Source organism: Actinomadura sp. NPDC023710, assembly GCF_040639875.1.
Lineage (GTDB): Bacteria > Actinomycetota > Actinomycetes > Streptosporangiales > Streptosporangiaceae > Spirillospora > Spirillospora citrea.
The window spans coordinates 1-25,017 of record NZ_JBFAGB010000074.1; the positions used below are offsets into that span (position 1 = coordinate 1).

The 25,017-nt window shown below is 71.7% G+C and carries 25 protein-coding genes; 12 read left to right on the top strand and 13 right to left on the bottom strand.

Features of this window, described 5'->3' with window-relative positions; translation table 11 throughout:
- A partial coding sequence (locus AB0H37_RS43240) for a DUF4158 domain-containing protein (RefSeq protein ID WP_360618476.1) occupies positions 1–434 on the bottom strand: 434 nt, incomplete at its 3' end.
- Positions 435–489: 55 nt separating this feature from the next.
- On the bottom strand, positions 490–1,101 hold the full coding sequence (locus AB0H37_RS43245) for a hypothetical protein (protein ID WP_360618478.1): 612 nt from the start codon (positions 1,099–1,101) through the stop codon (positions 490–492).
- A gap of 756 nt (positions 1,102–1,857) precedes the next feature.
- Between AB0H37_RS43245 and AB0H37_RS43250 the strand changes: the two genes are divergently transcribed.
- Complete coding sequence (locus tag AB0H37_RS43250; protein ID WP_360618480.1) at positions 1,858–2,121, top strand: hypothetical protein; 264 nt, start codon at positions 1,858–1,860, stop codon at positions 2,119–2,121.
- A gap of 482 nt (positions 2,122–2,603) precedes the next feature.
- The gene (locus AB0H37_RS43255) at positions 2,604–2,882 is read left to right on the top strand and encodes a hypothetical protein (RefSeq protein WP_360618482.1); all 279 of its coding nucleotides are present in this window, start codon (positions 2,604–2,606) and stop codon (positions 2,880–2,882) included.
- Between the two features lie 184 nt (positions 2,883–3,066).
- Here the strand turns inward: AB0H37_RS43255 and AB0H37_RS43260 are convergent, their stop codons facing one another.
- A complete protein-coding gene (locus AB0H37_RS43260; RefSeq protein WP_360618484.1) occupies positions 3,067–3,699 on the bottom strand; it encodes a TetR/AcrR family transcriptional regulator in 633 nt (210 codons plus the stop codon).
- A gap of 133 nt (positions 3,700–3,832) precedes the next feature.
- On the opposite strand from AB0H37_RS43260, the gene AB0H37_RS43265 reads away from it, so the two are divergent.
- The 7 genes from AB0H37_RS43265 (at position 3,833) to AB0H37_RS43295 (ending at position 12,641) form a co-directional block, all read left to right on the top strand.
- Positions 3,833–4,972 (top strand): histidine kinase, encoded by a 1,140-nt coding sequence (locus AB0H37_RS43265; protein ID WP_329089224.1) that lies wholly within the window; start codon positions 3,833–3,835, stop codon positions 4,970–4,972.
- Complete coding sequence (locus tag AB0H37_RS43270) at positions 4,969–5,643, top strand: response regulator transcription factor (protein WP_360618487.1); 675 nt, start codon at positions 4,969–4,971, stop codon at positions 5,641–5,643. The genes AB0H37_RS43265 and AB0H37_RS43270 overlap by 4 nt, the downstream gene beginning before the upstream one ends.
- 168 nt (positions 5,644–5,811) lie before the next feature.
- Positions 5,812–6,639, top strand: a complete 828-nt coding sequence (locus AB0H37_RS43275) for an ABC transporter ATP-binding protein (RefSeq protein ID WP_360618489.1) — start codon at positions 5,812–5,814, stop codon at positions 6,637–6,639.
- Entirely contained in the window at positions 6,636–9,140 is a 2,505-nt protein-coding gene (locus AB0H37_RS43280) for an FtsX-like permease family protein (protein WP_360618491.1), read from the top strand. The genes AB0H37_RS43275 and AB0H37_RS43280 overlap by 4 nt, the downstream gene beginning before the upstream one ends.
- Before the next feature lie 470 nt (positions 9,141–9,610).
- Positions 9,611–11,023, top strand: a complete 1,413-nt coding sequence (locus AB0H37_RS43285; protein ID WP_360618492.1) for an MFS transporter — start codon at positions 9,611–9,613, stop codon at positions 11,021–11,023.
- Positions 11,005–12,222 carry an FAD-dependent monooxygenase gene (locus AB0H37_RS43290; RefSeq protein ID WP_360618494.1) on the top strand — a complete coding sequence of 406 codons (1,218 nt, stop codon included), beginning with the start codon at positions 11,005–11,007 and terminating at the stop codon, positions 12,220–12,222. The genes AB0H37_RS43285 and AB0H37_RS43290 overlap by 19 nt, the downstream gene beginning before the upstream one ends.
- The gene (locus AB0H37_RS43295) at positions 12,219–12,641 is read left to right on the top strand and encodes a cytochrome P450 (protein WP_360618495.1); all 423 of its coding nucleotides are present in this window, start codon (positions 12,219–12,221) and stop codon (positions 12,639–12,641) included. Before AB0H37_RS43290 ends, AB0H37_RS43295 begins: the two co-directional genes overlap by 4 nt.
- 19 nt (positions 12,642–12,660) lie before the next feature.
- Here the strand turns inward: AB0H37_RS43295 and AB0H37_RS43300 are convergent, their stop codons facing one another.
- The 8 genes from AB0H37_RS43300 to AB0H37_RS43335 are packed head-to-tail and all read right to left on the bottom strand — an operon-like array spanning position 12,661 to position 19,752.
- On the bottom strand, positions 12,661–13,287 hold the full coding sequence (locus AB0H37_RS43300) for a TenA family protein (RefSeq protein WP_360618497.1): 627 nt from the start codon (positions 13,285–13,287) through the stop codon (positions 12,661–12,663).
- Positions 13,284–14,030: a glutamine amidotransferase gene (locus tag AB0H37_RS43305; protein WP_329089186.1), complete on the bottom strand. Its 747-nt coding sequence runs from the start codon at positions 14,028–14,030 to the stop codon at positions 13,284–13,286. The genes AB0H37_RS43300 and AB0H37_RS43305 overlap by 4 nt, the downstream gene beginning before the upstream one ends.
- Before the next feature lie 51 nt (positions 14,031–14,081).
- On the bottom strand, positions 14,082–15,155 hold the full coding sequence (locus tag AB0H37_RS43310; protein WP_360618499.1) for a phosphotriesterase-related protein: 1,074 nt from the start codon (positions 15,153–15,155) through the stop codon (positions 14,082–14,084).
- Positions 15,152–16,168 carry an ABC transporter permease gene (locus AB0H37_RS43315; RefSeq protein WP_360618501.1) on the bottom strand — a complete coding sequence of 339 codons (1,017 nt, stop codon included), beginning with the start codon at positions 16,166–16,168 and terminating at the stop codon, positions 15,152–15,154. Before AB0H37_RS43315 ends, AB0H37_RS43310 begins: the two co-directional genes overlap by 4 nt.
- Before the next feature lie 2 nt (positions 16,169–16,170).
- Entirely contained in the window at positions 16,171–16,920 is a 750-nt protein-coding gene (locus tag AB0H37_RS43320) for an ATP-binding cassette domain-containing protein (RefSeq protein WP_329089180.1), read from the bottom strand.
- Complete coding sequence (locus AB0H37_RS43325; RefSeq protein ID WP_360618502.1) at positions 16,920–17,933, bottom strand: substrate-binding domain-containing protein; 1,014 nt, start codon at positions 17,931–17,933, stop codon at positions 16,920–16,922. Before AB0H37_RS43325 ends, AB0H37_RS43320 begins: the two co-directional genes overlap by 1 nt.
- Positions 17,930–18,880 carry a carbohydrate kinase family protein gene (locus AB0H37_RS43330; RefSeq protein ID WP_360618504.1) on the bottom strand — a complete coding sequence of 317 codons (951 nt, stop codon included), beginning with the start codon at positions 18,878–18,880 and terminating at the stop codon, positions 17,930–17,932. The genes AB0H37_RS43325 and AB0H37_RS43330 overlap by 4 nt, the downstream gene beginning before the upstream one ends.
- A complete protein-coding gene (locus AB0H37_RS43335; RefSeq protein WP_360618505.1) occupies positions 18,877–19,752 on the bottom strand; it encodes a BtpA/SgcQ family protein in 876 nt (291 codons plus the stop codon). The genes AB0H37_RS43330 and AB0H37_RS43335 overlap by 4 nt, the downstream gene beginning before the upstream one ends.
- A 140-nt stretch (positions 19,753–19,892) precedes the next feature.
- Here AB0H37_RS43335 and AB0H37_RS43340 point away from each other — a divergent pair, with 140 nt between their 5' ends.
- Positions 19,893–20,927 (top strand): LacI family DNA-binding transcriptional regulator, encoded by a 1,035-nt coding sequence (locus AB0H37_RS43340; RefSeq protein WP_360618506.1) that lies wholly within the window; start codon positions 19,893–19,895, stop codon positions 20,925–20,927.
- Positions 20,928–20,968: 41 nt separating this feature from the next.
- Positions 20,969–22,069, top strand: coding sequence for a M20/M25/M40 family metallo-hydrolase (locus AB0H37_RS43345; protein ID WP_360618508.1), 1,101 nt, complete (start codon positions 20,969–20,971; stop codon positions 22,067–22,069).
- Here AB0H37_RS43345 and AB0H37_RS43350 read toward each other — a convergent pair whose 3' ends face one another.
- A complete protein-coding gene (locus tag AB0H37_RS43350) occupies positions 22,070–22,804 on the bottom strand; it encodes a hypothetical protein (protein ID WP_360618509.1) in 735 nt (244 codons plus the stop codon).
- 210 nt (positions 22,805–23,014) lie between these two features.
- Here AB0H37_RS43350 and AB0H37_RS43355 point away from each other — a divergent pair, with 210 nt between their 5' ends.
- The gene (locus AB0H37_RS43355) at positions 23,015–24,073 is read left to right on the top strand and encodes a hypothetical protein (RefSeq protein WP_360618511.1); all 1,059 of its coding nucleotides are present in this window, start codon (positions 23,015–23,017) and stop codon (positions 24,071–24,073) included.
- Between the two features lie 764 nt (positions 24,074–24,837).
- Here AB0H37_RS43355 and AB0H37_RS43360 read toward each other — a convergent pair.
- The coding region (locus AB0H37_RS43360) for a helix-turn-helix transcriptional regulator (RefSeq protein ID WP_360618512.1) at positions 24,838–25,017 on the bottom strand (180 nt) is incomplete at its 5' end.

Below are 25,017 nucleotides of genomic sequence, written 5' to 3' on the forward strand. Positions count from 1 at the left end.
CGCGCCGACCTGCTCCTGGTCGACGGCGACCCCACCACGACCATCGCCGACACCCTCAGCACCCGCGCGATCTGGCGCCGAGGCAACCGCGTCGCCGCCTGACGCCCGGGACACTGCCGACCAGCCGCTCCAGCACCGACACCCCCCGGGAGCAGCACCCGATTCCGCCGCAACCACCCCGCCGACTGCTCGAACAGCGCCGTCGGCCCCTCCGAGTGCGTCCACGCCCGCCCATGCAGGAACGTCAGGAACCGCTTCGCCAGAACGCGCTCCTGCCACGACTCACGATCCTCGAACACCCGGTAGCCGTAGGCATCGCGGATCATCCACGCGTGGTCGTAGGCCGTCTGCGGGCGCACGACGTACCGCTTCACCTGGGAGGGATCGCCGATCTCCAGCTGCCCCGCCAGATAGTCGACGACCGGCCACGGCACCGCCAGTGGATCCTCCAGGAACAAGCCCTTGTACGTCCGCGGGGGCGGCGTGGCCTCAGACGTAGTCGCGCCAGAACGGCACGGTGGCTTGAGGCGCCCAGTCTTCGGGGAGCTCGGGCCGAGGTTCTTCGAATTCCTGGCTGATGTAGTCGAGCAAGTCGGCGCCGTAGTAGATGATGTCGCTGCCCCAGATCGACAAGACCGGGTGGCCGAAGGTGCCGTGGCCTGCGGGCAAGAATCTGTGCCCATAGACGGGGATCATCTTCGGCGCCTCGGCCAGTTGCGATCGTGCCAGGTCGACGGCCGCTTCGTTGGAATCCGGCCGTTCGCCCCAGGCGGGTTGCCAGTGCCCGTGCTGGAGGTCCTCGAGCAGGAAGTCGATCGGCCAGTTGAGGTGTCGGCGGAGTTCGTCGGGGTCGCTGTTGCGCCAGTCCGGCCATGGTCTTTCCCACGCGTAGCTGGTGCCCGGCTTCTCTTCCCGGGGTCGGTGGACGGGCAGTCCGGCGGCGAGGAAGGCGCGGTGGTCGTTGGCGAATTCAAATCCGTACTCGTGCTCGATGCGAGTGAACTCTGCTTCGGTCAAGCCTGCCTCGATCACGCAGCAGGCCAGTTGGACCAGGCGCTGCGCGGCCTGACTTCCGAGCTGAGCCCCTCCTTCGCTGATCACGTTCGAACCGTATCGCGGTTGACCTTGGCCAAGGACAGGCGGTCGCCGGGCTATCTGAGTGAACTGCGGAGCTCGTTCAGCTCGGCGTCGGCGCTGGCCCACTCGATCCATGTCCAGTCGGCGCCGCCCCTGGACGACGCAGAAGCAACAGCTCCGACGCCACGCCGACATGCCTGCTGCGGCTGGCCGCCCATGCCCTGAAGTCCGGCGAGGATCTCGACAGTGCGGGACGCGTGCGCCTGGGCACGGCTTGTCGTCGATCATCCGAACCGGGCCGGGCGCGCCGCTCCCCCGAGACGCCCTACCCACGCCGATCTGCGGGACTTGGCCCGGCCACGGGTACGAGTCCACCCCCTGGCGGGGGTGGGCCCCCATTCATGGAGACACCACACCTGCGGCTCGAGCTGAAAGTCCAGCCCCCGGACAGGCTGCGGATCGCCGGATCGTTCGCGGGGGGGTGTTCCCCGCGCACGCGGGAGTGGTTCGTGGCCGGTTTGGGGCGCTGCGCGTCGACGGTCATTGCTCCCCACGCATGTGGGGGTGGTCCCACATCGTGGGAGGCCCGGTGTGCCCGGGTTGATCGGTGATGCCCCCGTTTCGCGTGAAAGGCCCCCCTTCCTGTGTTCGAGGCACCCATCGACTTGAGTGATCTGCCCGGCTACCAGGTGCGGTGGACCTGCGGCCATCCAGACGGTCTTCGTGGGCCGCGTATCCACCAAGGATCTCCAAGATCCCCGGTCTTCGATCGCCGGCCAAGTGGCTGAGGCTTCGGTGCTGCTGGAGCCCGGCGAGGAGTTCACCGGCTACTACTGGGATGTGGAGTCGGGGATGCTCGGCCTGGACGAGCGCAGCCAGATCGGGCTCGACGTCTACCAGCGGCTCGGGGTACCGGTGCCGCGCGACGGCGGCCTGAACGACCTGCTGGAGGCGGTCGAGCGCGGCGAGAGGCCGGGCGAGCGCGTGGGATGCGAGCGGATCTCGCGCGTCGCACTGGGAAATGCCGGCCAGTCTCACCGTTGAGCACTACCTCGAATCCAAGGGCATCCCTTCCTGTGCGCCAACGAACCCCAGGGCGGGAAGACCACCGGGCGACTAGCGACCCGTCATGTCGGTGGGGGTGGGATTAGGCATCGTCCCGCCCCCACTGCATGACTAAGTGGCGAGTCGATGGGAGCCTGATTGCGGTGGCTCCCCAAACTGGCTCCCACGCCTCCCTAGCGCAGCAGAAGCCCCCTTCCCGCTGAGATCGCTCTACACGAGACCGCAGGCGCCGTCCACGCGTCCTCGATCAACGCGGGCGGCATCGCGACCCACCGCAGATCAGGGTCTCCCGGGCTGCTCAGGTCGGCGGTCGCCATCGCCGGGCTCTGCATCAGGGTCTGGACAACCGCCGGGACGCTCCACATGATTGCGACGCAGACGTCCGCCAGCAGTACGAGAGGCCTTCGGGCGAGGCGTCGGTCAGGAAGACCGACCGCGCTCCCCAGGCCGACCATCCGGTAGTGCTGAGCGGGACCAAGACCCGCGTCGATCATGCGTTCGCCGCCCGGGACGCCGGGGCGTGGCAGCGGTACTCGGCCGGGCCCGGCGCCAGGTGCGAGCGGTACCACGGCTGGGCATGGATCGGCCTGGACGGTGAGTGGCTGCTGGCCCGCCGCTCGATCTCCGCCCCGTCCGAGGTGGCCTGTTACCGCTGCTGGGCGCCCCGCCCGGTCGGGTTGCCCGAGCTGGTGCGGGTGGCCGGGGCCCGCTGGAGAATGCGGGTCATGGCCTGCCCGTAGCGGGTGGAGGCGACGCTGGTGGCTGGCTCGTCAGCCTCGCGATGGGCGCGTCCCGCTGGCGGGAGGTGACCGGCTCCCACCGGTGGACCCGCTACGGCGTGGGGAGGGCGCTCCCCTACACGGCCGCGGACTTCGGGTAGGAGTAGAAGCGCGACCACATCCTCGACCGCTTACACGCGCCTGCCTACGGGGTTCGGTAGGCCCGGAGAAAGGTGCGCACACCCTCGACGAGTAGCGGCTGGACGCGGGTGTCCTCTGCGGCATTCGCGGAACCGAGCCGGTCCAGCGCGACGCCGAAGGTCAGCGCGATGAACTGGTCGGCCGCAAGCCGAGGGTCGGGGACGTTGAGCAGTCCGGACTCGGCGAAGGCGGCGAACCGCTCGGCGAGCGCCTCGTCGGGGCTGTTGGCCATGGAGCTGTATCCCCTGCGCGGCAGGTGGCCGGACTCCGCCCGGACCAGTCGTTGCAGCGTCGCGTACTCGGCCGAGCCGAGCATGTCGGTGGCGATGCGCATCGAGAACGTCACCAGGGCGTCCTCGAGGTCGGCCGCCTCGGTGCGGTCGGTGAGGGTGTCGTCCAGGGTGCGCTGGATGGCGTTGATCAGCGACTGGCCGATGTCGTCGACGACCGCCTTGAGCAGCGTCTGCTTGTCGCCGAAGTAGTCGTAGACCGTCCGCTTGGACACCTTGGCCCGGGCGGCGACCGCGTCGACGCTGGAGCGGTCGAAGCCGTCGCCGAGGAACAGCTCACGGGCCGCCGCAAGGATGGCGGCCCGCTTCCGCATGGACCCCGTACGCAGGGTCTTCGTGGTCGGCATGGGAACATCGTAGCCTCACTACACTGTACGGTGTAGTGTAAAATTGCTGCTTATGAGGCCAGAGGAGGAGAGGCCGCCGGGCGCACTGCTCGCGAAGGCTTCACGTCGGTGGGTACGGCTGTTGCCGTGGGCCGTGGCATGCGTACTGTTCTTCGCCCTGCTGCCCACCACCATCCAGGTGCTCAGCGTCGACTACGGGCTGAACGGCGGCATCGCGAGCGGGCTGGCCGTCGCACAAACGGCACCGCTACTGCTCGCCGTCGTGCGACCGCTGCGGGCCTGGTACGTGGTCTTCGCCGCGAACGTGGCCGGGGCGCTCGCCCTGCTCTCCGTCGACTTCGAAGAGCGGCTGTTGTGGCCGTTCCCGCCCATGACGATCGTCGGGTACGTCGGTCTCTGCCTCGCCCTCGGCCTGCGCGAGTCGCGCCGGACGCTGCTGCTGGTGTGGCTGGCGACGGCGGGCGCGGGCGTCGGCCTGGAGTTCGCCGCGCCCGACGGCAGGAGCGGCAACGGCACACTGCTCACCATCCTCAGCGGCGTCGCGCTCGTGCTCGGCGGCGCGCTCCGCGAGCGGTACGTGGCACAGCGCAGGCTGGCCGAGCAGGAGACGATCAGCGAGGCCGAGCGCGGCCGGCGGACGCTGCTGGAGGAACGCGCCCGCATCGCGCGCGAGCTGCACGACGTGGTGGCGCACCACATGTCCGTCATCACGGTCCAGGCCGACACCGCGGCGTACCGCCTCAACGGACTGCCGCCGGCGGAGCGGGAGGAATTCACGTCCATCGCGGCGACCGCGCGCGAGTCGCTCGGCGAGATGCGACGGCTCCTGGGCGTACTGCGCAACGAGGAGACACATGGCGAGCTCGCACCCCAGCCGGGCCTGACCCGGATCGGACAGCTGGTGAACGCGACGGCGAGGGTCAGCGGACCGGTGGAGTTCACCCCCTGCGACGCCGACGTGCCCGAGGCGGTGGGCCTGTCCGCGTATCGCATCGTCCAGGAGGCCCTCGCGAATGTCGTGCGGCATGCGCCGGGTGCCCTGACACGGGTCGTGCTGTCGGAGGACGGGGAGCAGCTCACCGTCCTCGTCGTCAACGGCCCACCGCCCGAGCCGCCCGCAGCGCCGCTGGAGAAGGGGGATACCGGGCATGGCCTCGTCGGCATGCGCGAGCGGGTGCGGCTCGCCGGCGGTGCCCTCGACGCGGGGCCGCTGCCGGACGGCGGCTTCCGGGTCGCCGCCCATCTCCCGCTGGCCGAAAGGAATTTCACGTGACGACGCGCGTCGTCATCGTCGACGACCAGGCCATGGTGCGGGCCGGCTTCGCCGCGCTGCTCGCCGCCCAGAGCGACATCGACGTGGTCGGCCAGGCCCCCGACGGTACGCAGGGCGTGGAGCTGAGCCGGCGCACCCACCCCGACGTCGTGCTGATGGACGTCCGCATGCCCGAGATGGACGGCCTGGAGGCCGCGCGCCGGATTCTCTCGCCCCCGCCGGGGGTGACGCATCGTCCGCGCGTGCTGATGCTCACCACCTTCGACGTCGACGACTACGTCTACGAGGCGCTGCGGGCGGGCGCGAGCGGCTTCCTGCTCAAGGACGCGCCGCCGGACGACCTCGTCGCGGCGGTACGGACCGTGGCCGCGGGCGACGCGCTGCTCGCACCCTCCGTGACGCGCCGCCTCATCGCGGACTTCGCCAAGCAGGTTCCCGCCGCCGGGGGCAAGCCGGCGCTGCGGCTGAAGGCCCTGACCCAACGGGAGACCGAGGTCCTCACCCTGGTGGCCCGCGGCCGGTCCAACACGGAGATCGCGGCGACGCTGGTGCTGGCCGAGCAGACGGTGAAGACGCACGTCAGCCGCATCTTCACCAAGCTCGACCTGCGCGACCGTGCCCAGGCGGTGGTCTTCGCGTACGAATCGGGCCTGGTGGCGCCGGGCAAGTAGGCGGGGCAGGGCCTTCCCTGGCTCCATCCCCTACCGCCGTAGGGATCCCCGCTCCACACCCCTACAGCCGTAGGGAGCGGACATCGGCTCCCGGGTATGACGCGCGGCGCGCAGCCGCTGCCGCACACTCCACTGCATCGCCACATGAAGATCACGAAAGGCAGGAACATGAGGCTACGCAGTCGCAAGCGGCACGCGGCGGACGCGCGACCGGAGGCCCCGGCCACCGATCCCGGGCTCGCCGTCGAACTGCGCGACGTCCGGCGGCGGTACGGCCGCGGCAGCGGCGCCGTGCATGCCCTCGCGGGCATCGACCTTGCCCTTCCCCGCAGCACGTTCACCGCGGTGATGGGCCCGTCGGGGTCTGGCAAGTCCACCTTCCTGCAGTGCGCCGCCGGGCTCGACCGGCCCACCACCGGATCCGTACGCCTCGGCGGCACCGAGATCACCGGTATGAGCGAGAACGAGCTCACCGAGCTGCGCCGCGGCCGCCTCGGCTTCGTCTTCCAGGCCTTCAATCTGCTGCCGTCGCTGACCGTGGAGCAGAATGTGCTGCTGCCGATGCGGCTCTCCGGCCGCCGCCAGGACCACCACCGCGCCGCCGAGGTGCTCGCCCGGGTCGGCCTCGCCGACAAGGCTCGGCGCCGGCCCGCCGAGCTGTCCGGCGGCCAGCAGCAGCGCGTCGCAGTCGCCCGTGCCCTGGTCACGTCGCCGGACGTGATCTTCGCCGACGAGCCTACGGGCGCCCTCGACACCGGTACGGCGGCCGAGGTCCTCGGTCTGCTCCGGCACGCCGTCGACCGGTTGGGCGCCACCGTCGTCATGGTCACCCACGACCCGGCGGCAGCCGCCTGGGCGGACCGCGTGCTCTTCCTCGCCGACGGCGCGTTCGCCGATCAGCTGGAGCGCGGCTCGGCGCAGCAGATCGCGGCGCGGATGACGGCGCTCACGGCCCGTACCGCCTTCGCGGGCGCGATGGCGGGGGCGGCGGCATGATGCTGAAGCCCAATGGACTTGCCCGCGCCGCGGTCCGATTCAAGCCCGCGTCGTTCGCGGGGACGTTCGTCGCGCTGGTGATGTCCGCGCTGATCGTCTCGGCCTGTGGCATCCTGCTCGAGACCGGTATGCGCGCGTCGGTGCCGGCGGAGCGGTACGCGAAGGTGCCGGTCGTCGCCGCGGCCGACCAGTACAGGTACGTCGTGACGGGCAGCGGCGAGGACCGTGAGAAGGAGGCGGTGCCGCTGCCGGACACGGCACGCGTGGACGCCGCGCTCGCGGCGAAGGCCGCGCAGGTGCCGGGTGCGCAGGCGGCGGTGCCGGACTTCACGTTCCCGGTACGGGCCGTGGACGGTCCGCTCACCGCGCACGGATGGGGATCGCACGCCTTCACCGGCTCCGCGCTGATCCAGGGCACCGCGCCGACCGTCGGCGCGGTCGTGCTCGACGCCGGCGCGACCCGCGCCGCTACGATGTCCGTCGGCGACACCATCGCGCTCGAAACCGCCGCCGGACGGCAGGACTTCCGCGTCGCCGGCATCGCCGAGGCCGCGGCAGCCGACACCGCCCGCGGCACCGGCGCCGCAGGCGCCACCGCCTGGTTCGCCGACTCCCAGGCGCCCACGCTCGCGGGCCACCCCGGCAGGGCGGACGCCATCGCCGTGCTGGCCAAGGACGGCACGGACCCGGGCGCCCTCGCCGGTTCCGTCAAGAAAGCCCTGGCAGGCTCCGGCGCCCAGGTGCACACCGGCGACGACCGCGGCGCCATCGAGGACCCGGGCCTCGCCTACGCCAAGGACACCCTTTTCGGCATCGGCGGCCCGTTCGGCGGCATCGCCGCCATCGTCGCCGTCTTCACCGCGGCCGGCACCGTGGCGCTGTCGGTCGGGCAGCGGGCCCGCGAGTTCGCGCTGCTGCGCGCCATCGGCGCCACCCCGCGGCAGATCCGCCGAGCGGTCGCCTCCGAAGCGCTGCTCGTCGCGCCGCTCGCCGGGATCCTCGGCACCCTGCCCGGGATCGGGCTCGCCCACTGGTGGTTCGGGCAGTTGCAGGACCGCGGCGCGATCCCCGAGGCCGTACAGGTGCACGTCTCCGGCATCCCCCTGCTCATCGCCGTCGGCGCGGGGCTGCTGACCGCGCTCGGCGCCGGCTGGATCGCCGGGCGCAGGCCAGCGAAGATCAAGCCGGAACAGGCGCTGACCGAGGCGTCGGTCGAGCGGCTGCGACCCGGCGTCGTCTGTACCGTCCTGGGCCTGGCAGCTCTGGTCGGCGGCGCGACGCTCACCGGTGTCGCCGCCGGCTCGACCGGTGACAACGCCGCCGGTGCCGCCCTCGGGGTCGTCATGTGCTTCATGCTCGCCGTCGGGCTGCTCGGACCGCTGGTGGCGCGGCTGTGCGCGGGCCTGTTCGGCCTGCCGCTGCGCGGTGCGGGCCCCGCCGCTTCGCTCGCGGCCGCCAACTCCCGCGCCAACGCCCGCCGCCTGGCGTCCGCGATCACCCCGATCGTGCTCGCCGTGGCCTTCGCCTCGACGCTCGTCTTCATGAATACGAGCGAACGCCACGTCGCCGATGACCAGCTGCGTGGGGGCATCACCGCGGATCATGTGGTCACCGATCCTGCCGGGCTCCCGGTGGACGCGGCGGAGCAGGCCGCCCGGATGCCCGGCGTGGAGGCGGCCGTCGGCGTGCTGAACACGCAGGTGCTGGTGCCGACCGGTTCCGGCGAGTTCAAGGCACTGCAGGGGGCGGCGACGCAGGGCGTGGCCGGTTCCGGTGCTCAGCTGGCGAAGGTGCAGGACCTGGACGTGACGGAAGGCGACCTCGACCGGATAGGCGCCGGCCGTATCGCCATCGACAAGACGCTGGCGGGCACGGCGAACGTCGGCGTCGGCGACCGGATGCCGCTCTACCTCCCGGACGGCACCGAGGCCCGGCCCGAGGTCGTCGCGATCTACGGCCGCGGCCTCGGCCTGGGCACGGTGACGATGGACCGGGCTTCGCTGGCCGGGCACACCACCTCCGGCTTCGACAGCACGCTGCTCGTCCGCGGCGGCTCGCGGCAGCCGCTCGCCGCCCTGGGTGAGGTCACCGACGCCTCCGGGTTCGCCACCGAGCAGAGTCTGGACGCCAGGACCGGCGCCTGGATGAACAACACCATGGCCGCGCTGCTCGGTGGCTTCGCCGCCATCGCCGCCGTCAACACCCTGGTGATGACGGTCCTCGACCGCCGCCGCGAACTGGGCACGCTGCGCCTCGTCGGCTCCACCCGGCGGCAGGTCATGCAGATGCTCGGCTGGGAGAGCCTGCTGGTGTCGGGCGCAGGCGTGCTCCTCGGCTCCGCGATCGCCGCGGCCACGCTGATCCCGATGATGAGCGGCATGACCGGCGAGGCACCGTACGTGCCCCCGCTGGTGTACGGATCCTTCGCAGCCGCCGCAGGCGGACTGACGTTCCTCGCGGTCACACTCCCCGCGCGGGGGGTGCTACGCCGCCGGTCGTAGCGCATGTGGCGTCGTCGCTCGCCCTGGCGATGGGCGTGCAGGCGGCCACGGCCCGCCACCTGGCGGTGAAGGACGTCACCACCGTGGTCGTCGCCCTCCACACTGACCGCCCTCGCGGCGGACTCCCAGTTCGGAGCGGCCCGTGGTCAAGGGGCGCTGCGACGGGGCGCGGCCGTCACGCTCCTCATCGTCGGGGCCGGCACCGGCGCGGCGCTGTGCCGGCTGCACGAGGGCCTCGCGGTGGCGGCAGCGCTCCTCGTGCTGGTCGTGAGCGGCCTCGGCCACGTATCCGCCCGTTCCGCCGCGTATGCGGCGCCGATCGCGGCCGGCTTGACCACGCCTCCAACCAGCAATTCCGCGCCCGCGCCATCGACCGCCCCCTGGGCCGCAGCGCGCGCACTCCCGCGTAAGGCGGCGCTACGCGTACGGCCGGCCCCCTCCCTCCCCCGGCACCGACGGAAAGGACGCTCATGACCACATCCCTGGCACCTCCGGCCCGCCTCAGGAAGGCCGCTGTCGGGGCGCTCGGCACGCTGGCGATCGCCAGCGGTGCCCTGGAGTCGGTGGTGACACCCACGCTCCCGCTCCTGCAACGCGAGCTAGACATGACTCCGGCCGAAGGGGCGCTGCTCGGCATCGTGCTCCTCCTCACCGGCGCGCTCATCACCCCGGTGGCCGGCAAGTTCGGCGACCGCTACGGCGGCAAACGGGTCCTGGTCCGGCTGATGTCGGTGGTCTCGGTCGGCGGCCTGGTGTCCGCCCTCGCTCCTAACCTGCCGGTGCTGCTGCTCGGCCAGGTACTGCAGGGAGCGATGGTGGGCGCGCTGCCCCTGTCGTTCATCGTGGTGCGCAAACACCTCCCCGAAGAACAGGCAAAAGTGGCCATCGGGGTGGTCAGCGGGTTGTTCGTCGGGGGCACGATGGCGGGAACGCTGGTGGCCGGGCCCGTAGCGGACGGGCTGTCGCGGCACTGGATGTTCGCGCTGCCGACCATCGCGGTCATCGGCTCCATCCTGCTGGTGAACAGACTGATGCCGGATGATCCGCCGGGCCGGTCCGACCACGCGGCGATCGACTGGCCCGGCCTGCTCCTGCTGAGCGGGGTGTTGATCACGCTCATGCTCACGCTCGCGGTGGCGCCCGACATCGCCGCGCAGCCACTCGTGCTCGGCACCTTGGTCCTTCTGCTGACCGCCTTCGTGACGGGATGGGCAGCCGTCGAGCGCCGCGTATCCGCGCCGATGATCGATCTGCGCATGCTGGCACGCCCCACGGTGTGGAAGTCGTGCGTGCTGACGTTCGTGATCTGCATCGGCATGGCGCTGGCGGGCTATCTCGTCCCGCAACTGCTGGCGGTGCCCACCGACGCGTACGGATTCGGGGCCAGCGCCACCCAGATCGGCTTCTTCCTGCTGCCCGGCGCCGTGATGGCGTCGCTGGCCGGTCCACTGGGCGGGCTCGGGGCGCGGTACTTCGGCTCGCGTGCCGTGGTCACGTCCGGGGTCGTGATGATGGCCGTCTCGCTGATCGGTCTGGCGGCCGTGCACACCGAGGTATGGCACATCGTCGTCGGCAAGGTGCTGATCGCGCTCGCCACCGGCCTCTGCGTCACGGCAATGGTGACCAGCACCGCCACTTCCGTGGAGCAGAGCGACACCGGCATCGCCACCAGCCTCGTCCTGGTGACCCGCGTGGTCGGCTCCGCGGTCGGCGCGCAGTTCGGCGGCGCGCTCCTCACCGCCCGGACCCCTTCCGGGTCAGATTTCCCGGCCGAATCGGCCTTCGTCACCGGCTTCGTCATCGCCGGCGCCGTCACTGCGCTGTCGCTGTTCGTCACCCGCACCATGAACAAAGGAACCAAGCAATGCTCCGCACCGAACTGACAGATGCCCCAACCGCTCCAAGGCCCACGGCCCTGATCTCGGGCGCCAGCATCGGCGGACCCGCCCTCGCGTACTGGCTCAACCGCTACGGATACGCGGTCACGGTGGTGGAGAAGGCGGGGGCACCGCGGTCCGGTGGCTACCCCATCGACATACGCGGCACCGCACTCGAGGTCGTACGGAAGATGGGGATTCTGCCCCAGCTGCGGGATGCGCACATCGACCTGCGCCGGCTGACCTTCCTCGACGAGGACGGCAACGAAGTGACCTCGCTGCATCCGCACAACGTCACGGGCGGTGTCGCAGGACATGACCTGGAGGTGCGGCGCGGGGATCTGACGGACGCTCTTCATACGGCGGTGCGCGACGACGTGGAGTTCCTGTTCAACGACTCGATCGACACTTTCGACCAGTCTGGCCACGGCGTCGACGTCACCTTCCGCGGGGGCGGCAGGCGCACGTTCGACGTGGTGGTGGGTGCGGACGGGATGCGCTCCCACACTCGGGGGCTGGTGTTCGGCCCCATTGCGCAGTTCCAGCGTTACCTCGGCTACTGCTTCGCCGTATTCACGATGCCCAATATTCTCGCCCTCTCCCACGAGACCGTCATGTGGAACACCCCAGGCCGGGCCGCGGCGCTCTACGCCACAGGGGACGGCGACGACGTTCACGCCTTTCTGAACTTTGCACAGCCGGAGCCGCCGTTCGACGCGTTCGCGGACCCGGAAGCCCAGCAGGATCTCGTAGCCAAGGTCTTCGCCGACGCCGGCTGGGAGGTCCCCGGCATGCTGGCCGCGATGCGCGATGCGGATGACGTGTTCTTCGACGCGGTCGGCCAGATCCGCATGCCCAGCTGGTCCAGCGGGAGGGTCGCGCTGGTGGGCGACGCGGCGTACGCACCCTCGTTCCTGACTGGACAGGGCACGAGCCTCGCACTGGTCGGCGCGTACATGCTCGCCGGCTCCCTGGCCGACCGGGACCACGCCGCGGGCTTCGCCACCTACGAACGCGACACCCGGAAGTTCGTCACCGCCAACCAGGGGCTGGTCGGCGAGGGCGGCGCCGCCCTCTTCCCGACCACCGAGCAGGCCCTGGAGCAGCGGAACAGCAGGCTGCGCAGCCTCAGCGCCATGCCTCCGCCGGAGGGCCGACCGGCCCATACGGCCCTCACGCTGCCCGAGTTCGCGCCCACCATGTGAGCCCGGGCCGGCTGACTCCGCTCGGGTTCAAGAGCGCCGTTGCCCGAGCGGAGAGTCCCCCGGCCCATAGACGCCCCAGGCGCCGGTTCACCACCGGCCCAACGAGCATCGCCGGACACGCGGTCGAGGCCGGCCAGCGGGTGATCAGCATGATCCTCTCCGCCAACCGAGACCCCAGAGTGTTCTCCGAGCCGAACCGGTTCCGGCCGGACCGCGCTCCAGGCCGACACCTGTCCTTCGGCCACGGCGTGCACTTCTGCCTCGGCGCGCACCTGGCCCGGCATCAGGTCGCGATCGCGATAGACGGGCTGCTGCACCGGCTGCCCGGTCCGTGGTCGGTGAGCCGGATCGACACCGCCCGCACACCGGTCGGCATCGACGTACTCGACCTCGCGCTGGCCGGCCCGAGCAACTCCTGACACGGGCCCGCACCGGGGTTCAGGCGTAGACGGCGTCGTGGAAGGCGATCTCGGCTTCCAGCATCCCCGCGAACAGGCGAACGAGCGGGCCGTTCGGGACGGCGGCCGGCAGCGCGTCCAAATCCCGCGCGAGCGCGTCCACGCCCGCGCGGAAGTCCTCGCCCGCGTGCAGGGCCACCCAGTCCGCGATCGGGCCCGCTGGGACGCGTCCCTCCCGGTGCGCGCGGCTGCACCAGGTGAGGTAGAGGCTCTCGGCGGCGAACAGGAGGGTCATCACCGCCGGATATCCGCCCTCGCGGGCGCCGGCGAGGGCGAACTCCGACAGGATCGCCGCCCGCCGCGCGGCGTCCGGACGGGCCGGGACGGGCCACGCGGCCCGGGCGGTGTCGAAGTAGGCGGCCTGCTCGGTCGTCAGGGCATGGACGGCGCGGGCGTTGCGCTCCATCGCCGTCCAGCCGGGCGCGTCCCAGACCGCGAGGCCGTGCAGCCGCGCCGCGGTCGCGACGAAGGACGCCTCGATCTCCAGGTAGTCGGCGTACGCCTGGTCGCCGATCACGCCCGTGCGGACCTCCTCGGCGAACCGCATGGACACCGCGCGCTCCATGGGCTCCGCGCAGGCCTCCAGCAGGCGGCGGGAACGGCTCATCCCGCCAGCCATTCGACGAGCCCGCCGAACACCCGGGCGTAGCCGTCCCATTCCTCGCAGAACGGCTTGGGCGCCCAGTGCGGCGAGCAGTCGGAGGTGAAGACGGCCGAACGGCCCGACCCGTACGGGGCGACGGCGACCAGCGGGTCGGAGCCGAGAGTGGCCAGGACCTCGGCGCCGGACCGCGGCAGGACACGGTTGTAGCCGAGCAGGAGCGGCCATTCGCCGGTCGCGCCGCCGAGGGCGGGGTGGTCCGCGGCGGTCACCGCCGCGCGCGCGCCCGCGGGAAGCTCGACGCGGTCGTCCTCGGGAAGCAGCTCGACGGGCAGCACCTCGTGCAGGACGGTGTTGCGGAATGCCGCCTTGGCCTCGAAGCCGGTGAACGACAGGTAGCCGCCCACCATCAGCAGGCCGCCGCCGTTCCCGACCCAGTCGCGCAGCGCGCCGAGCCGGTCCGCGCCGGGCACCGCCTGCTCGAAGACCTCGGGCGCCAGTTGGAGGGAGTTCGCGCCGATGTCGGAGAGCACGACCACGTCATAGGCGGCGAGGGCGTCCGCGTCCCCGGGGAAGTCCGCCGGGACGAGGTGGGCGGGCAGGTGCGTGACCTGGTGGCCCCGGCTTTCCAGGGCACGCCGCAGCGGCTCGACGCCGACGACGTAGGAGCTGGTGGTGAACGAGTCCGCCCCCTTGATATGGGTGGACTGGGTGACCCAGCTCTCGCCTGCGATCAGGACACGGCTCACTGGTGAATCCTCTCTGTCGTGCGGGGTGGGATGTCGCGTGGAGCGGCGGCCTCAGGCCGCGGCGGCCTCGAACAGCCGGGCGGGATTGGCCCGCAGGAGACCCTGCGCCACGTCCGCGGGGACGCCGAGCCCGGCCAGCCGCCGGACGAACAACTCGGGGACGTACCGGAAGCCGTTGCCTCCGTACGCGGTGAGCATGCTCTTGAGAAAGACGTCGTGGCTGAGCAGGAGCCGCCCGGCATGCCCGCGCGCGACGAGCCCGGCGATCGCGCGCGCCGCCTCGTGCGGGGCGGGCGACTGGCCCTCGCCCGGGTAGCGGAACGGCATCCCGATCATGTCGAACTCCAGCCAGACGCCGCGTTCGGCGACGGCGTTCTGGTAGTCCGGGTCGTTGTGGGACGGGTCCATGTGGCAGAGCACGACGGCGCCCGGCGGCACGCCGTACTCGTCCAGGACGATGCCGAGCACCTCGTGTGCGCGGCGCTGCCAGCCCGGCAGGTGCACGTACAACGGGGCGCCGGTCTCGCGCTGCGCCCTGGCCGCGGCGCGCAGCGCGGTGTGCTCGTCCGGGGTGAAATCGGATGAGACCCCGATCTCCCCGATCACGCCGGGCCGCACGCCGGTGCCGTCGGCGCCGCCGGTGAACTCGGAGACGAGTTCCGCCGCCAGAGCGCGCTCGTCCGTCCGCGACAGGTGCGGCGGGTGGTGGCGCTCCAGGTACCAGCCGGAGCCCATCACGATCCGCAGGCCGCTCCGCTCGGCGAGCGAGCGCAGGGCGAGCGGGTCGCGGCCGATGCCTCCGGGGGTGACGTCGACGACGGTGCCCCCGCCGGCCTCGGCGAACGCGCGCAGGTCGGCGAGCATCGCCGGGTCCTCGTCCAGCCGGCAGTGGTCCAGGCAGGCGTACGGCTCCTCGCGCAGCAGCCAGGCCAGGCCGGGGGCGGTGCGGGCGTCGCGCAGGAAGGCCAGCGCCGGGTCGGCCGGGGCCGTCACCGCCGCGCTCAGGTCGTTGCGCAGGTGCTCGTGGGTGAGCGTGAGCCCGAGGCCGGCGCTGGAGACCGGGCCGGTCACGGTCATCACCGTGGCCGTTCCCGTGGGCGTTCCCGTGGCCGGTCCCGCCGTCATGGCCTGCGCACCATGTGGGTCGCGAGGTCGGCCAGGGTTCGGCCGCGCAGGTTGACCCAGATCGCCGCCAGCAGGACCATGCCCGTGACGATGGGGGTGAGGAACGGGCTCACGTCGAGCAGGGTCAGCCCGTTGGCGATCATGCCGGTGATCACCGCGCCGATGATGGTGCCGGTCATCGTGCCCCGGCCGCCGAACAGGTCGGTGCCGCCGAGCACCACCGCCGCGATCACGGTGAGCTCGAAGCCCTGCCCGGAGTTGGCCGAGCCCGAGCCGAGCCGCGCGGCGGTGAGCAGGCCCGCCACGCCGGCCGCCAGCCCGGCCAGCATCAGCGTGACCATCTTGATCCGGTCGGTGTTCACCCCGGCCCGGCGGACCGATTCCTCCTGCGAGCCGATGCCGTTGACGTAGCCGCCGAACCGGGTCCTGGACAGCAGCACCGCGCCGATCACGACGGCGCCCAGCGCGATCCAGGCCAGCGCCGAGAAGCCGAGGAACTTCGCCTCGCCGATCTTCGCGATGTACAGCCGCCGGTCGATCGGGACGGAGAAGCCCTGGGTCCACAGCTGCGCGAGGCCCCGGATCACCGACATCGTCGCCAGCGTGACGATGAACGGCGGGATCTTCTGGTAGGCCGCCAGCCAGCCGTTCACCGCACCCCAGAACAGCCCGGCGAGCAGCGCGGCGCCGATCACCAGGGAGGAGTCCCACCCCGCCTTGAGCATCTCGGCGGTGAGGACGGCGACGAAGGCGACCGTCGAGCCGACCGACAGGTCGATCTGCCCGGTGGTGATCACGAAGGTCATGGCCACCGCGACGATCAGGGTGATCGCGACCTGGGTGGCGAGGTTGGAGATGTTGTCGAAGCTCAGGAAGTTGTCCGCGCCGATCCCGAATCCGGCGAAGAGCAGGACGGTGACGGCGGCCATGGCCACCGTCGCCTTGTTGGCGCGTTCCCACCAGCCGGGCGCCTCGGCCAGCACGGTGGGCGCCGGCGCGGTCGGTGCACTCATGCTCAGGCCACCTCCTCTGCGGTTCCGGAACGGGTGATCATCGCAACGAGCCGCTCGATGTCCAGGGCGGACACCGACTCGTCCTCGACGCTGCGGCCCTCGTACATGACGGTGATGCGGTCGCAGACCTCGAACAGGTCCTGCAGCCGGTGGGTGATGAGGATGACTCCGACGCCGCGCGCGGCCACATCGCGGATCATGGACAGCACCTGGCGGACCTCGGCGACCGCGAGCGCCGCGGTCGGCTCGTCCAGGATCAGGACCTGCGGTTCGAAAGACACGGCGCGCGCGATCGCGACCGCCTGCCGCTGCCCGCCGGACAGGTGCCCGATCTCCTGGTAGGTCGACTTGACGCGGACGTGCAGTTCCGACAGCGTCTCGGCGGCCCTGCGGTGCATGGTCCGGCGATCCACGAAAGGGCCCCTGTGCGGCTCGCGGCCGAGGAACAGGTTGCTCGCGACGTCGAGGGTGTCGCACAGCGCCAGGTCCTGGTAGACGATGCCGATCCGCTCTCGCCGGGCTTCGGCGGGGCTCGCGAACCGGACGTCGCGGCCCTCGATGGTGATCTGGCCGGAGTCGTGCTGCAACGCCCCCGCCAGAACCTTCATCAGGGTCGACTTCCCGGCGCCGTTGTCGCCGACGAGGCCGAGGACCTCGCCGCGCGCCAGCGTCAGGTCGACTCCGCGCAGCGACTGCACCGCGCCGAACGACTTGGTGATGCCGCGCAGCGCGACCAGTGGTCGATCGCTCATCACTTCTCCAGGTAGTACAGGTAGTCCTTGACATTGGCCGGCGTGACGATCTGCGTCGGGACGGGCACGTCCTTGGGCGCGGTCCGCTTGCAGGCCAGGTCGATCGCGGCGTTCATCGCCTCGTAGCCGAACTGGAAGGTGTTCTGCTGGACGACGCCGGTGATCCAGCCGGCCTCCAGCCCGTCCACCGCCTGCCGGGACAGGTCCCAGCCGACGACCTTCAGGTCCTCGGTGCGCTGCTGCCCGACCACGGCCGCGGTCAGCCCGATCAGGGCGGGCTCGCCGGTGGCGTAGGCGTAGGGCAGGTCGGGGTTGCCGGTGAGCAGGTTCTCGGCGGAGGTCTGGGCGTTCTCCTGGATGTTGCGGCCGTCCACCACGCTCTTGATCTTCATGCCGCCGGCGGTGACCGCGTCGGTGAAGCCCTTCTGCCGCTCGTTCTGGACCGTGCTGTTGAGCGCGCCGACCACGCCGACCTCGCCCTTGCCGCCGGACGACCGGAGCAGCGCCTCCCCGAGCTGCTTGCCGCCCTCGGCGTTGGCCGTGCCGACCTGGGTGGCGACCGCGGGGTCGTCGACGGTGGCGTCCACCGCGACGACCGGGATCCCGGCCGCCTTCGCGCGCCGGATCGCGGGCCGGACGCCCTCGGTGTCCACCGCGTCCACGATGATCGCGTCGTAGTGGCCCGCCACCATGTCGTCGATCGCGTTGGCCTGGGTGGTGGAGTCGTCGTTGCCGTTGACGACCTGCACCTGCGCGCCGGCCTTGCGGGCGACCGCCTGCGCGCCGGTGTTGATCTGGTTGAAGAACAGCGCCTGCAGGTTGATCGGCACGATCCCGATCTTGGGCGTGCGGCCCTGCACCTTGCAGGTCTGCGCGATCCGCGAGGGCGGCGGCGGGCCCTGCTCGGTCGCCTTCTTCTCGGCCGCGATCTCGCGCCGGGCCTGCGCGTCGCAGCCGACCGCCGTGAGAAGCAGGACGGCCGCGGCCGCGGCCGTCACCTTACGTCGCATCATGTCTCCTCCCCCCGGGAGCGGGCCAGCGTGAAATCGGACGTTCCGCCATCGGTGCCGGGATCTGTGCGGGTCGCCGCGATGTGGGCGAGGACGGCCTCGCGGCGGGGCTGGCCGTCGCGGGCGCCGGGTCGCGTACACGACAGGCCCGCCGCGACGGCGGCGATCCGGGCCGCCGCCGGCGGGTCCGTCCCCCGGTCCAGCTCCGCGCAGTAGGCGCCGGCGAAGCAGTCGCCCGCGCCGGTGGCGTCCACGGCGGTCACCTCGATCGCCGGGCCGCCGTGCCGGCCGCCGTCCGGGGTGAACAGCGTCCAGCCGCGCGCACCGTCCGTGACCACCAGGTTTACCCGATGCTCCGCCGCCGCCGCGGCGAACGCGCCGTCGTCCCCGCCCAGGAAGGCCGCGGCCTGGGCCCGGCCGACGATCGCGTGGCCGGCGGCACCGAGGGCGGCGCGCGCGGCCCGCGGGCCGTCGCAGCCGTCCAGGTCGACCACGAGCGCGGGACCTCCCGGGCCGCCCAGCACGGCCTCCGCCTCGGGGAACCGGTAGCCGTCGAGGTAGAGCCAGTCCGCGCCCGCGGCATGGGCCCGGCGGGCCACCTCCTCGACGTGGTCGGTGGTGACCCGGTCGTCCTGGCTGATCACCGAGCGCTCGCCGTCCGGAGTCAGCAGGACGACGGCGGTGGTGAGGACGCCCGCTCGGGACGTCCAGTCCGTCCGGACGCCGTCGGCGGCGAGCGCGTCCAGGAACTCCGCGCTCCGGGGGTCGGGCCCGAGCACGCCGGCGAACCGGGCGTCGGCGCCCATCCGGGCCGCGGCCGCCGCCGCGTTGGCCGCCATCCCGCCGTCGCCGCGCCGCACGCCGGTCGCTTGGACGCGGGCCCCCGGCCCCGGCAGTTCCGGGACGGCGACCGTGAGGTCGGCGTTGGCGTAGCCGCAGAAGACGATCACGGCAGGACCACGCCGACCCTGGCCGCGGCGGCCGTCAGTTCGCGTACCTTCGCGGCGTCGACGCGGCCCCACCACCGGCCGTTGTCCTTGACCGAGGACGCGACGATCACTCCGTCGCAGGCGGAGATCAGCTCCCCGACGTTGCCCGCGGTGATCCCGGACCCGATCACCACCGGCAGGGTGGTGTGCGCGGCGATGCCCTCGACCTCGTCCAGGGCGGCGGCGTCGCCGGTCCGCGAGCCGGTGGCGATCAGCACGTCGGCGCCGAAGAACTCGGCGTCCTCGGTCTGCTCGGCCAGGGTGCGGTCGGCGACGATGGCGTGCGCGCCGTGCTTGACGTGGACGTCGGCGAAGACCTTCACCGGGCCGGCGCCGATCCGGCTGCGGTAGCGGACCGCGTGGGCCGCCTGGCCCTCGATGATGCCCTCGTTGGCGACGTAGGCGTTGGCCCACTGGTTGACCCTCACGAACCCCCCGCCGCCCGACCACGCCGAGGCGATGGAGCACTCGGCCGCGTTCGACAGCACGCTGACGCCCAGCCGTCCGCCGGTGGCGTGCCGGACCCGGTCGGTCACGACGGCCATGGCCGCCGCGGTCTCGTATCCGTGCTCGCCCGGCTTGAGGAACGGGATGTCCCAGTGGTTCTCCACGATGAGGCCGTGGCAGCCGCCGTCCAGGTAGGCCCGCGCCTCCTGCACGGCGAACTCGCAGATCTCATCCAGCGGGACGCCCTCGTAGTGCGGGCTGCCGGGCAGCGGCGGAAGGTGCACGACGCCGATAACGACCTTCGGGGTCCCGAACAGCTCCGCCAGGGCGTTCGGCCGGGGCGGGTACACCCCCGTGCCTTGTTTTGTCCCGGCCGGTTCCACCATGTCGCCTCCATGTAATCGATTACAGTGAACTTGCGATGAACCGTAAGTACGAAGTCTGGTCGACGTCAAGCATCTACACTGCTAGCAGGACTTTTTACCAATGAAGTTCTGTTGTCGGCGCTTCTCAGAGAGGTAAACGATTGCAGCGGGTTACGATCGCTCAGGTCGCCGAGCGCGCTGGGGTCTCCACCGCGACCGTCTCGCGCGTGCTGTCGGGCCGCGGGCCGGTGTCGGCCGCGGTCCAGCGCAGGGTGCGCCGCGCCGCCGAGGAGCTCGGCTACCAGGTCAACCCCATCGCCCGCGCGCTGCGCAACAGCCGCACCGACACCGTCGGCATGGTGGTGCCGAGCATCTCCAACCCGTTCTTCACCTCGCTGGTGGAGAACGTCGAGCACGCCCTCGGACGCGAGGGCAAAGAGCTGTTCCTGTGCGACGCCCGCTCCGACCCGGAGATCGAGGCGCGGCGGCTGGCCACGCTCGTGGCGCGCAACGTCGACGGCATCATCGTCAGCCCCTGCCACGGGACCGAGAGCGGCGCGGCCGTGCAGGCCACGGCGAACCGGCTGCCCCTCGTCCAGCTCGACCGGTTCGTCGGCGGCACGAGCACCGACTGGGTCGGGGTGGACGACGTCGCCGCGATGCGCCAGGTCATGGACCACCTGCGGGAGGGCGGAGCGCGCTCGGCGGCCTTCGTCGGCTCGCTGCTCACCAACTCCTCGACCGAGCAGCGCTTCGCCGGGTTCCAGCACCGCTCGCGGGAACTGCAGATCACCGTGGACGCCGACCATGTGCTCCTCGGCGACTACAGCGTGGCCTGGGGCGAGACCGCCGCCGCGCGCCTGCTCGACGGGGGCGATCCGCCCGACGCGATCGTCTGCGCCGACGACCTGATCGCGCTTGGCGTCACCCGCGCCTGCCGGGCGCACGGCGTCGACGTGCCCGGGACGGTCCAGGTCACCGGCTACGACAACATCGAGTTCGCGCGGCTCGCCGAGCCCCCGCTGACGACCGTGGACCAGCCGCGCGAGCGGATCGCGGCGGAGGCGGTGCGGCTGCTGGCCGCCGCCGCGGCCGAGCCGGGCGGGCGGGGCGAACGCCCACCGTCCGCGCACATCGCGTTCGTGCCGTCCCTGGTCGTTCGCGGGAGCACCCGGGCCGGCGCCCCCGCGCCCTGATCGGGGGCGGAACGGGAAGCGGTTCGAGCGAAAGGACGGAGATGGGCACGGTGGTGGAAGCGCTGGAGCTGGCGCGGCGGCTGGTGCGTCTGGACACCCGGGGCGGCGGCGAACGCCCGGCGGCCGACCTCGTCGCCGGGGTGCTGCACGACGCGGGGTTCGACGTCGTGCAGCAGGAACCGGAGCCCGGCCGGGCCAATGTGGTCGCCCGGACGGGACCGCCCGGGTCCTGGGTGCCCGTGACGTTCACCGGGCACCTGGACACCGTGCCCGCCGATCCGTCCGGCTGGTCGTTCGACCCGCTGAGCGGCGACGTGCGCGGCGGACGGTTGCTGGGGCGCGGCGGCAGCGACATGAAGGCCGGGGTCGCCTGCCAGGTCGAGGCGGCGGTGCGGGCCGCGCGGGAGGGCACGGACCCCGTCCAGCTCGTGTTCACCTTCGGCGAGGAGACCGGCTGCGACGGCGCCGCCCGGCTCGACGCGGACGCGCTGGCCCCGACCGGGCTGCTGGTCGTGGCCGAACCGACCGGCAACCGGACGGTGCTCGGGCACAAGGGCACGCTCTGGCTGCGGGCGACCGCCCGCGGCGTCTCCGCGCACGGCTCCCGCCCCGAACTGGGCCGCAACGCCCTGGTGGCGCTCGCCGCCGCGGCGACGCGGGTGGCCGCCCACCGCGACTGGCCCGTCAGCCCGACGCACGGACCGGTGACGGTGAACATCGGCACGTTCCACGCCGGAGTCCAGCCGAACCTGGTCCCGGACTCGGCCGAGATGCGCATCGACGTCCGCACGGTCCCGGGGTTCGGCTCCGCCGAGGCCGCCGCCAGGATCGCCGGACTCTGCGGCGCGGAGATCGAGATCGAGCGGCTCGTGGACCTGCCCGGCGTCGCGACCGACCCGTCCGAGCCGGGCATGACGGACGTCCTGGAGACATTGGAGCCGGGCTCGTCCGCGCGGAGTCCCCAGTACGCCACCTACTTCACCGACGCCTCGGTGCTGGCGGCCAGGCTCGGCGGACCCGACGTGGTGGTCTTCGGGCCGGGCGATCCGGAACAGGCCCACGTCACCGACGAGACCTGCTCCGTGGCCAACATCGAGGCGGCCGCGCGCGCGTTCCGCGCCCTTCTGCTTCGGAAGCGGTGATCAGAGGCCGCCGGCGCGGTCGAAATCGTCCACCGGAATATGCGTCGAACCGGTCTGGCTCAGTTTCTGGATGGTGTCGGCCTCCTGCCGGTCGGGGCGGGCCGCGTCGGTGAACTGGAAGACCGCGCGCCGGCGCACCACCTCGGTGCGCAGGTCGGCTGGGTTCACGAGCCCAACGCGCTTCGCCTCCGGGCCCCAGGCGAAGCGCACACATTCGACGTACGTGTGGTCGCCGGCCATTTGCCTGCGCAGGAGCGCGTACGCCGCCTCGGTCGTGGGGATCACCGGAGCCTCGACGATGGTGATGTCGAGCTGCGCCACAACCGGCTTCACCGGGCTCGAGTCGACGTGCAGGACGAGCCGCAGCCGCTCGCCCGGGTTGAGCGGGCCGTTCAGCTTCTGGATCGCCGCCAGCGAGAGCTCGTACAGCTTTCCAGGGTCGAGCCTTTGTGGCCCGCCTGGGGTGTTCGGGTTCACCAGGTCGCGTGGGGTCTGGTCCAGGTCGATCTTCTGGAGCGTCAGCGTGGCCTTCGGGCTTCCCGGGGGCGGTTCGTCCCAGTCGAAGCGCAGGGCCAGCGTGCCGTCCGGATCGCACTCCCGCCGCTCGGCGGAGAGAGTGACGGTGCGCTGCGGGCTGCCCCCGGCAGGTCCCGTCCTGGCATGATCGGCTGCGGTTGATGGCCGGCACCCCGCTGCACTGCCTCGCGGACCACCATCTGGCCCGGTGCGCGCCAACGGCGACCAAGATCAGGATCGCCGCAGCCGCGACCGCGGCCCGCTGGCCGGCGAGCGGGGCCCCACGGTCACGCGACCACGCTCCGGACCGCCGCCCTACCAGCGCCGAGGTTGAACAGACCCTCGGCGCCGCGGCCGCCGCCGAACCGCGCTCCGCAGCCACCCGCGCTCGGACCGCAAGATGTCCGGATAGGGCGATAGCTTTCCGGCATGATCGAATTCCCCCCGTTCGAACTGCTCGACGGTCTGCTCGGCCGCCGCACCGACGACCCGGGCCTGATCGAGCTGCACCGGAACTACCCGCTGAAGCCCCTTCCCGCGTTCACCGACCGGGAAGACATCTCCCCGACCGGCTCGGACGCGCACGGGTTCGAGCTCACCTACCAGGCGACTGCGCGAGTGCCCGGTTGCTATCCCTCGATCCGGGTGCGGGGACGCGGCCCGCTGCTCGGCTACCTCACCAAGGTGTGGATCAGGGAGGACTATCCCTTGCCGATGGGGGACGGCCTCAGCACGGCGCTGCCCGAGCCCGAGGCGCGCACACGAGCACTGCACAGCAGCGTCCAGGAGTACGGAAACATCGTTCACATCCTGCGCCGCGACGAGCGAAGCACCCTCGAGGCGCGCTATCACGACGACGGTCGCTTCATCTGGTTTCTCCTGACGCTCAACGAGCGGGACGAGGACGATCCTGAACTCCTGAAGTCGGTGGATGCGGTCCTGGCCGCCGCGCCGGCGCGGGAGTACCCGTCCTGGCCGGAACCCGGTGCCGACGAACCCTTCCCCGCTGTCCTGCGCGCACTGCACGACCACCAGGCCGCGCATGGATTCGGTGAGATCGACTTCGAGATGTGCGACCATTTCACCTTCGGTGGCCCGCACGCGTGGACCGGCAACCCTGCCGCCGAACGAGAGTTCCGGGTGTTCGGCCACGACGGCAGCGGCGGCCTGGCGGCCTTCTGGCTGGTCCACCAGGGACGTCCTCTCGAGGAGCAGCCCGTCGTCTTCCTCGAGAGCGAGGGCGCCATGGGACCGGTCGCACCGAACCTGTGCGACCTGCTCTACCTGCTCGCGGGCGGCATCGGCCCCTACGAGGCCGTCACCTTCGGGGCGTCCTACTGGGATGCCGACCCGCAACCCGAGATCGCCCGCATCGCCGAAGACCACTTCGGACCGCGCCAACCGCGCACACCCCAAGAGATCGTCGACGACGCCGACAGCGAGTACTCCGACCTCATGGACCGCGTCGACGCGCTCAGCATGCACTGACGGCGCTGTCACCACCCCGCCCGGTGACGCCGGCCTCTCACGCGAAATCAGCGATCATGTTCCGGATGTCTCTCGCACGCCCTGGCCCTGCAGCATCACGATCAAGCCAACGCTGCGGGAACGTCGCCCCTCCGACAGGTCCCGATGGTGCGCGCGCCGGCATCGGTGAGCCCTATCCGGCCCCCGCACTCGAACGCTCTGGCCAAAAACGCCCTCCGGCGGCCCAGGCAGTCGATGCCGACACCCGCACCTACAACGCGCTGCTGGCGCGGCCTGTGACGCCCGGCCGAATACGGCTTCGACCTGCTCACCAGCGCTGGCGCATCCCGGAGTCTCAAGGCGGCCAGTGCTGCTTCCGCCGTCCGACCAGGCCGACCAAGGCGACGCACTCAGGATGATCGACCGCCCGCGTGAGCGCTTCGGGAATCTGCGAAGCGAACGAATTGGCTCCCCCGCTGGCTCCCGAGACAACGAAGCGGTCATCGGGACAGGCGAGAACGCGTCATAGACAACGCTCTGACCTGCGGAAACACTGGGTTCGAACCAGTGGCCTCTTCGGTGCGAACACGATCGATCAAGGCCAAGACAAGCCGCGTCCCGGCATCGCCGCAGGTCAGACAGCATCCTTCACGACACCACCGCGCACCTCGGGGAGGATCGAGTCCGTTGCGATCTCCCACGACCAACACCTGCTGCCAGGGACGGCGTGTGAGGAGAGCCGCAGCCCTACAGCGGCACCGTGGTCTATCGGGGCGCTTTGAGGGTCATGGATGGTGTGCGGTCCGTTCGATGGCGATGCGGGTGAGTTCCACGCGTGAGGCGATGCTGAGCTTGCCGAACGCTTGGCGGAGATGGTGGGCGACGGTGTGGGGGCTGATGTCCATGCGAGCGGCGACCTGCTTGTTGTTCAGCCCTTGAGCGACAAGGTCGGTGACGGTCTGCTC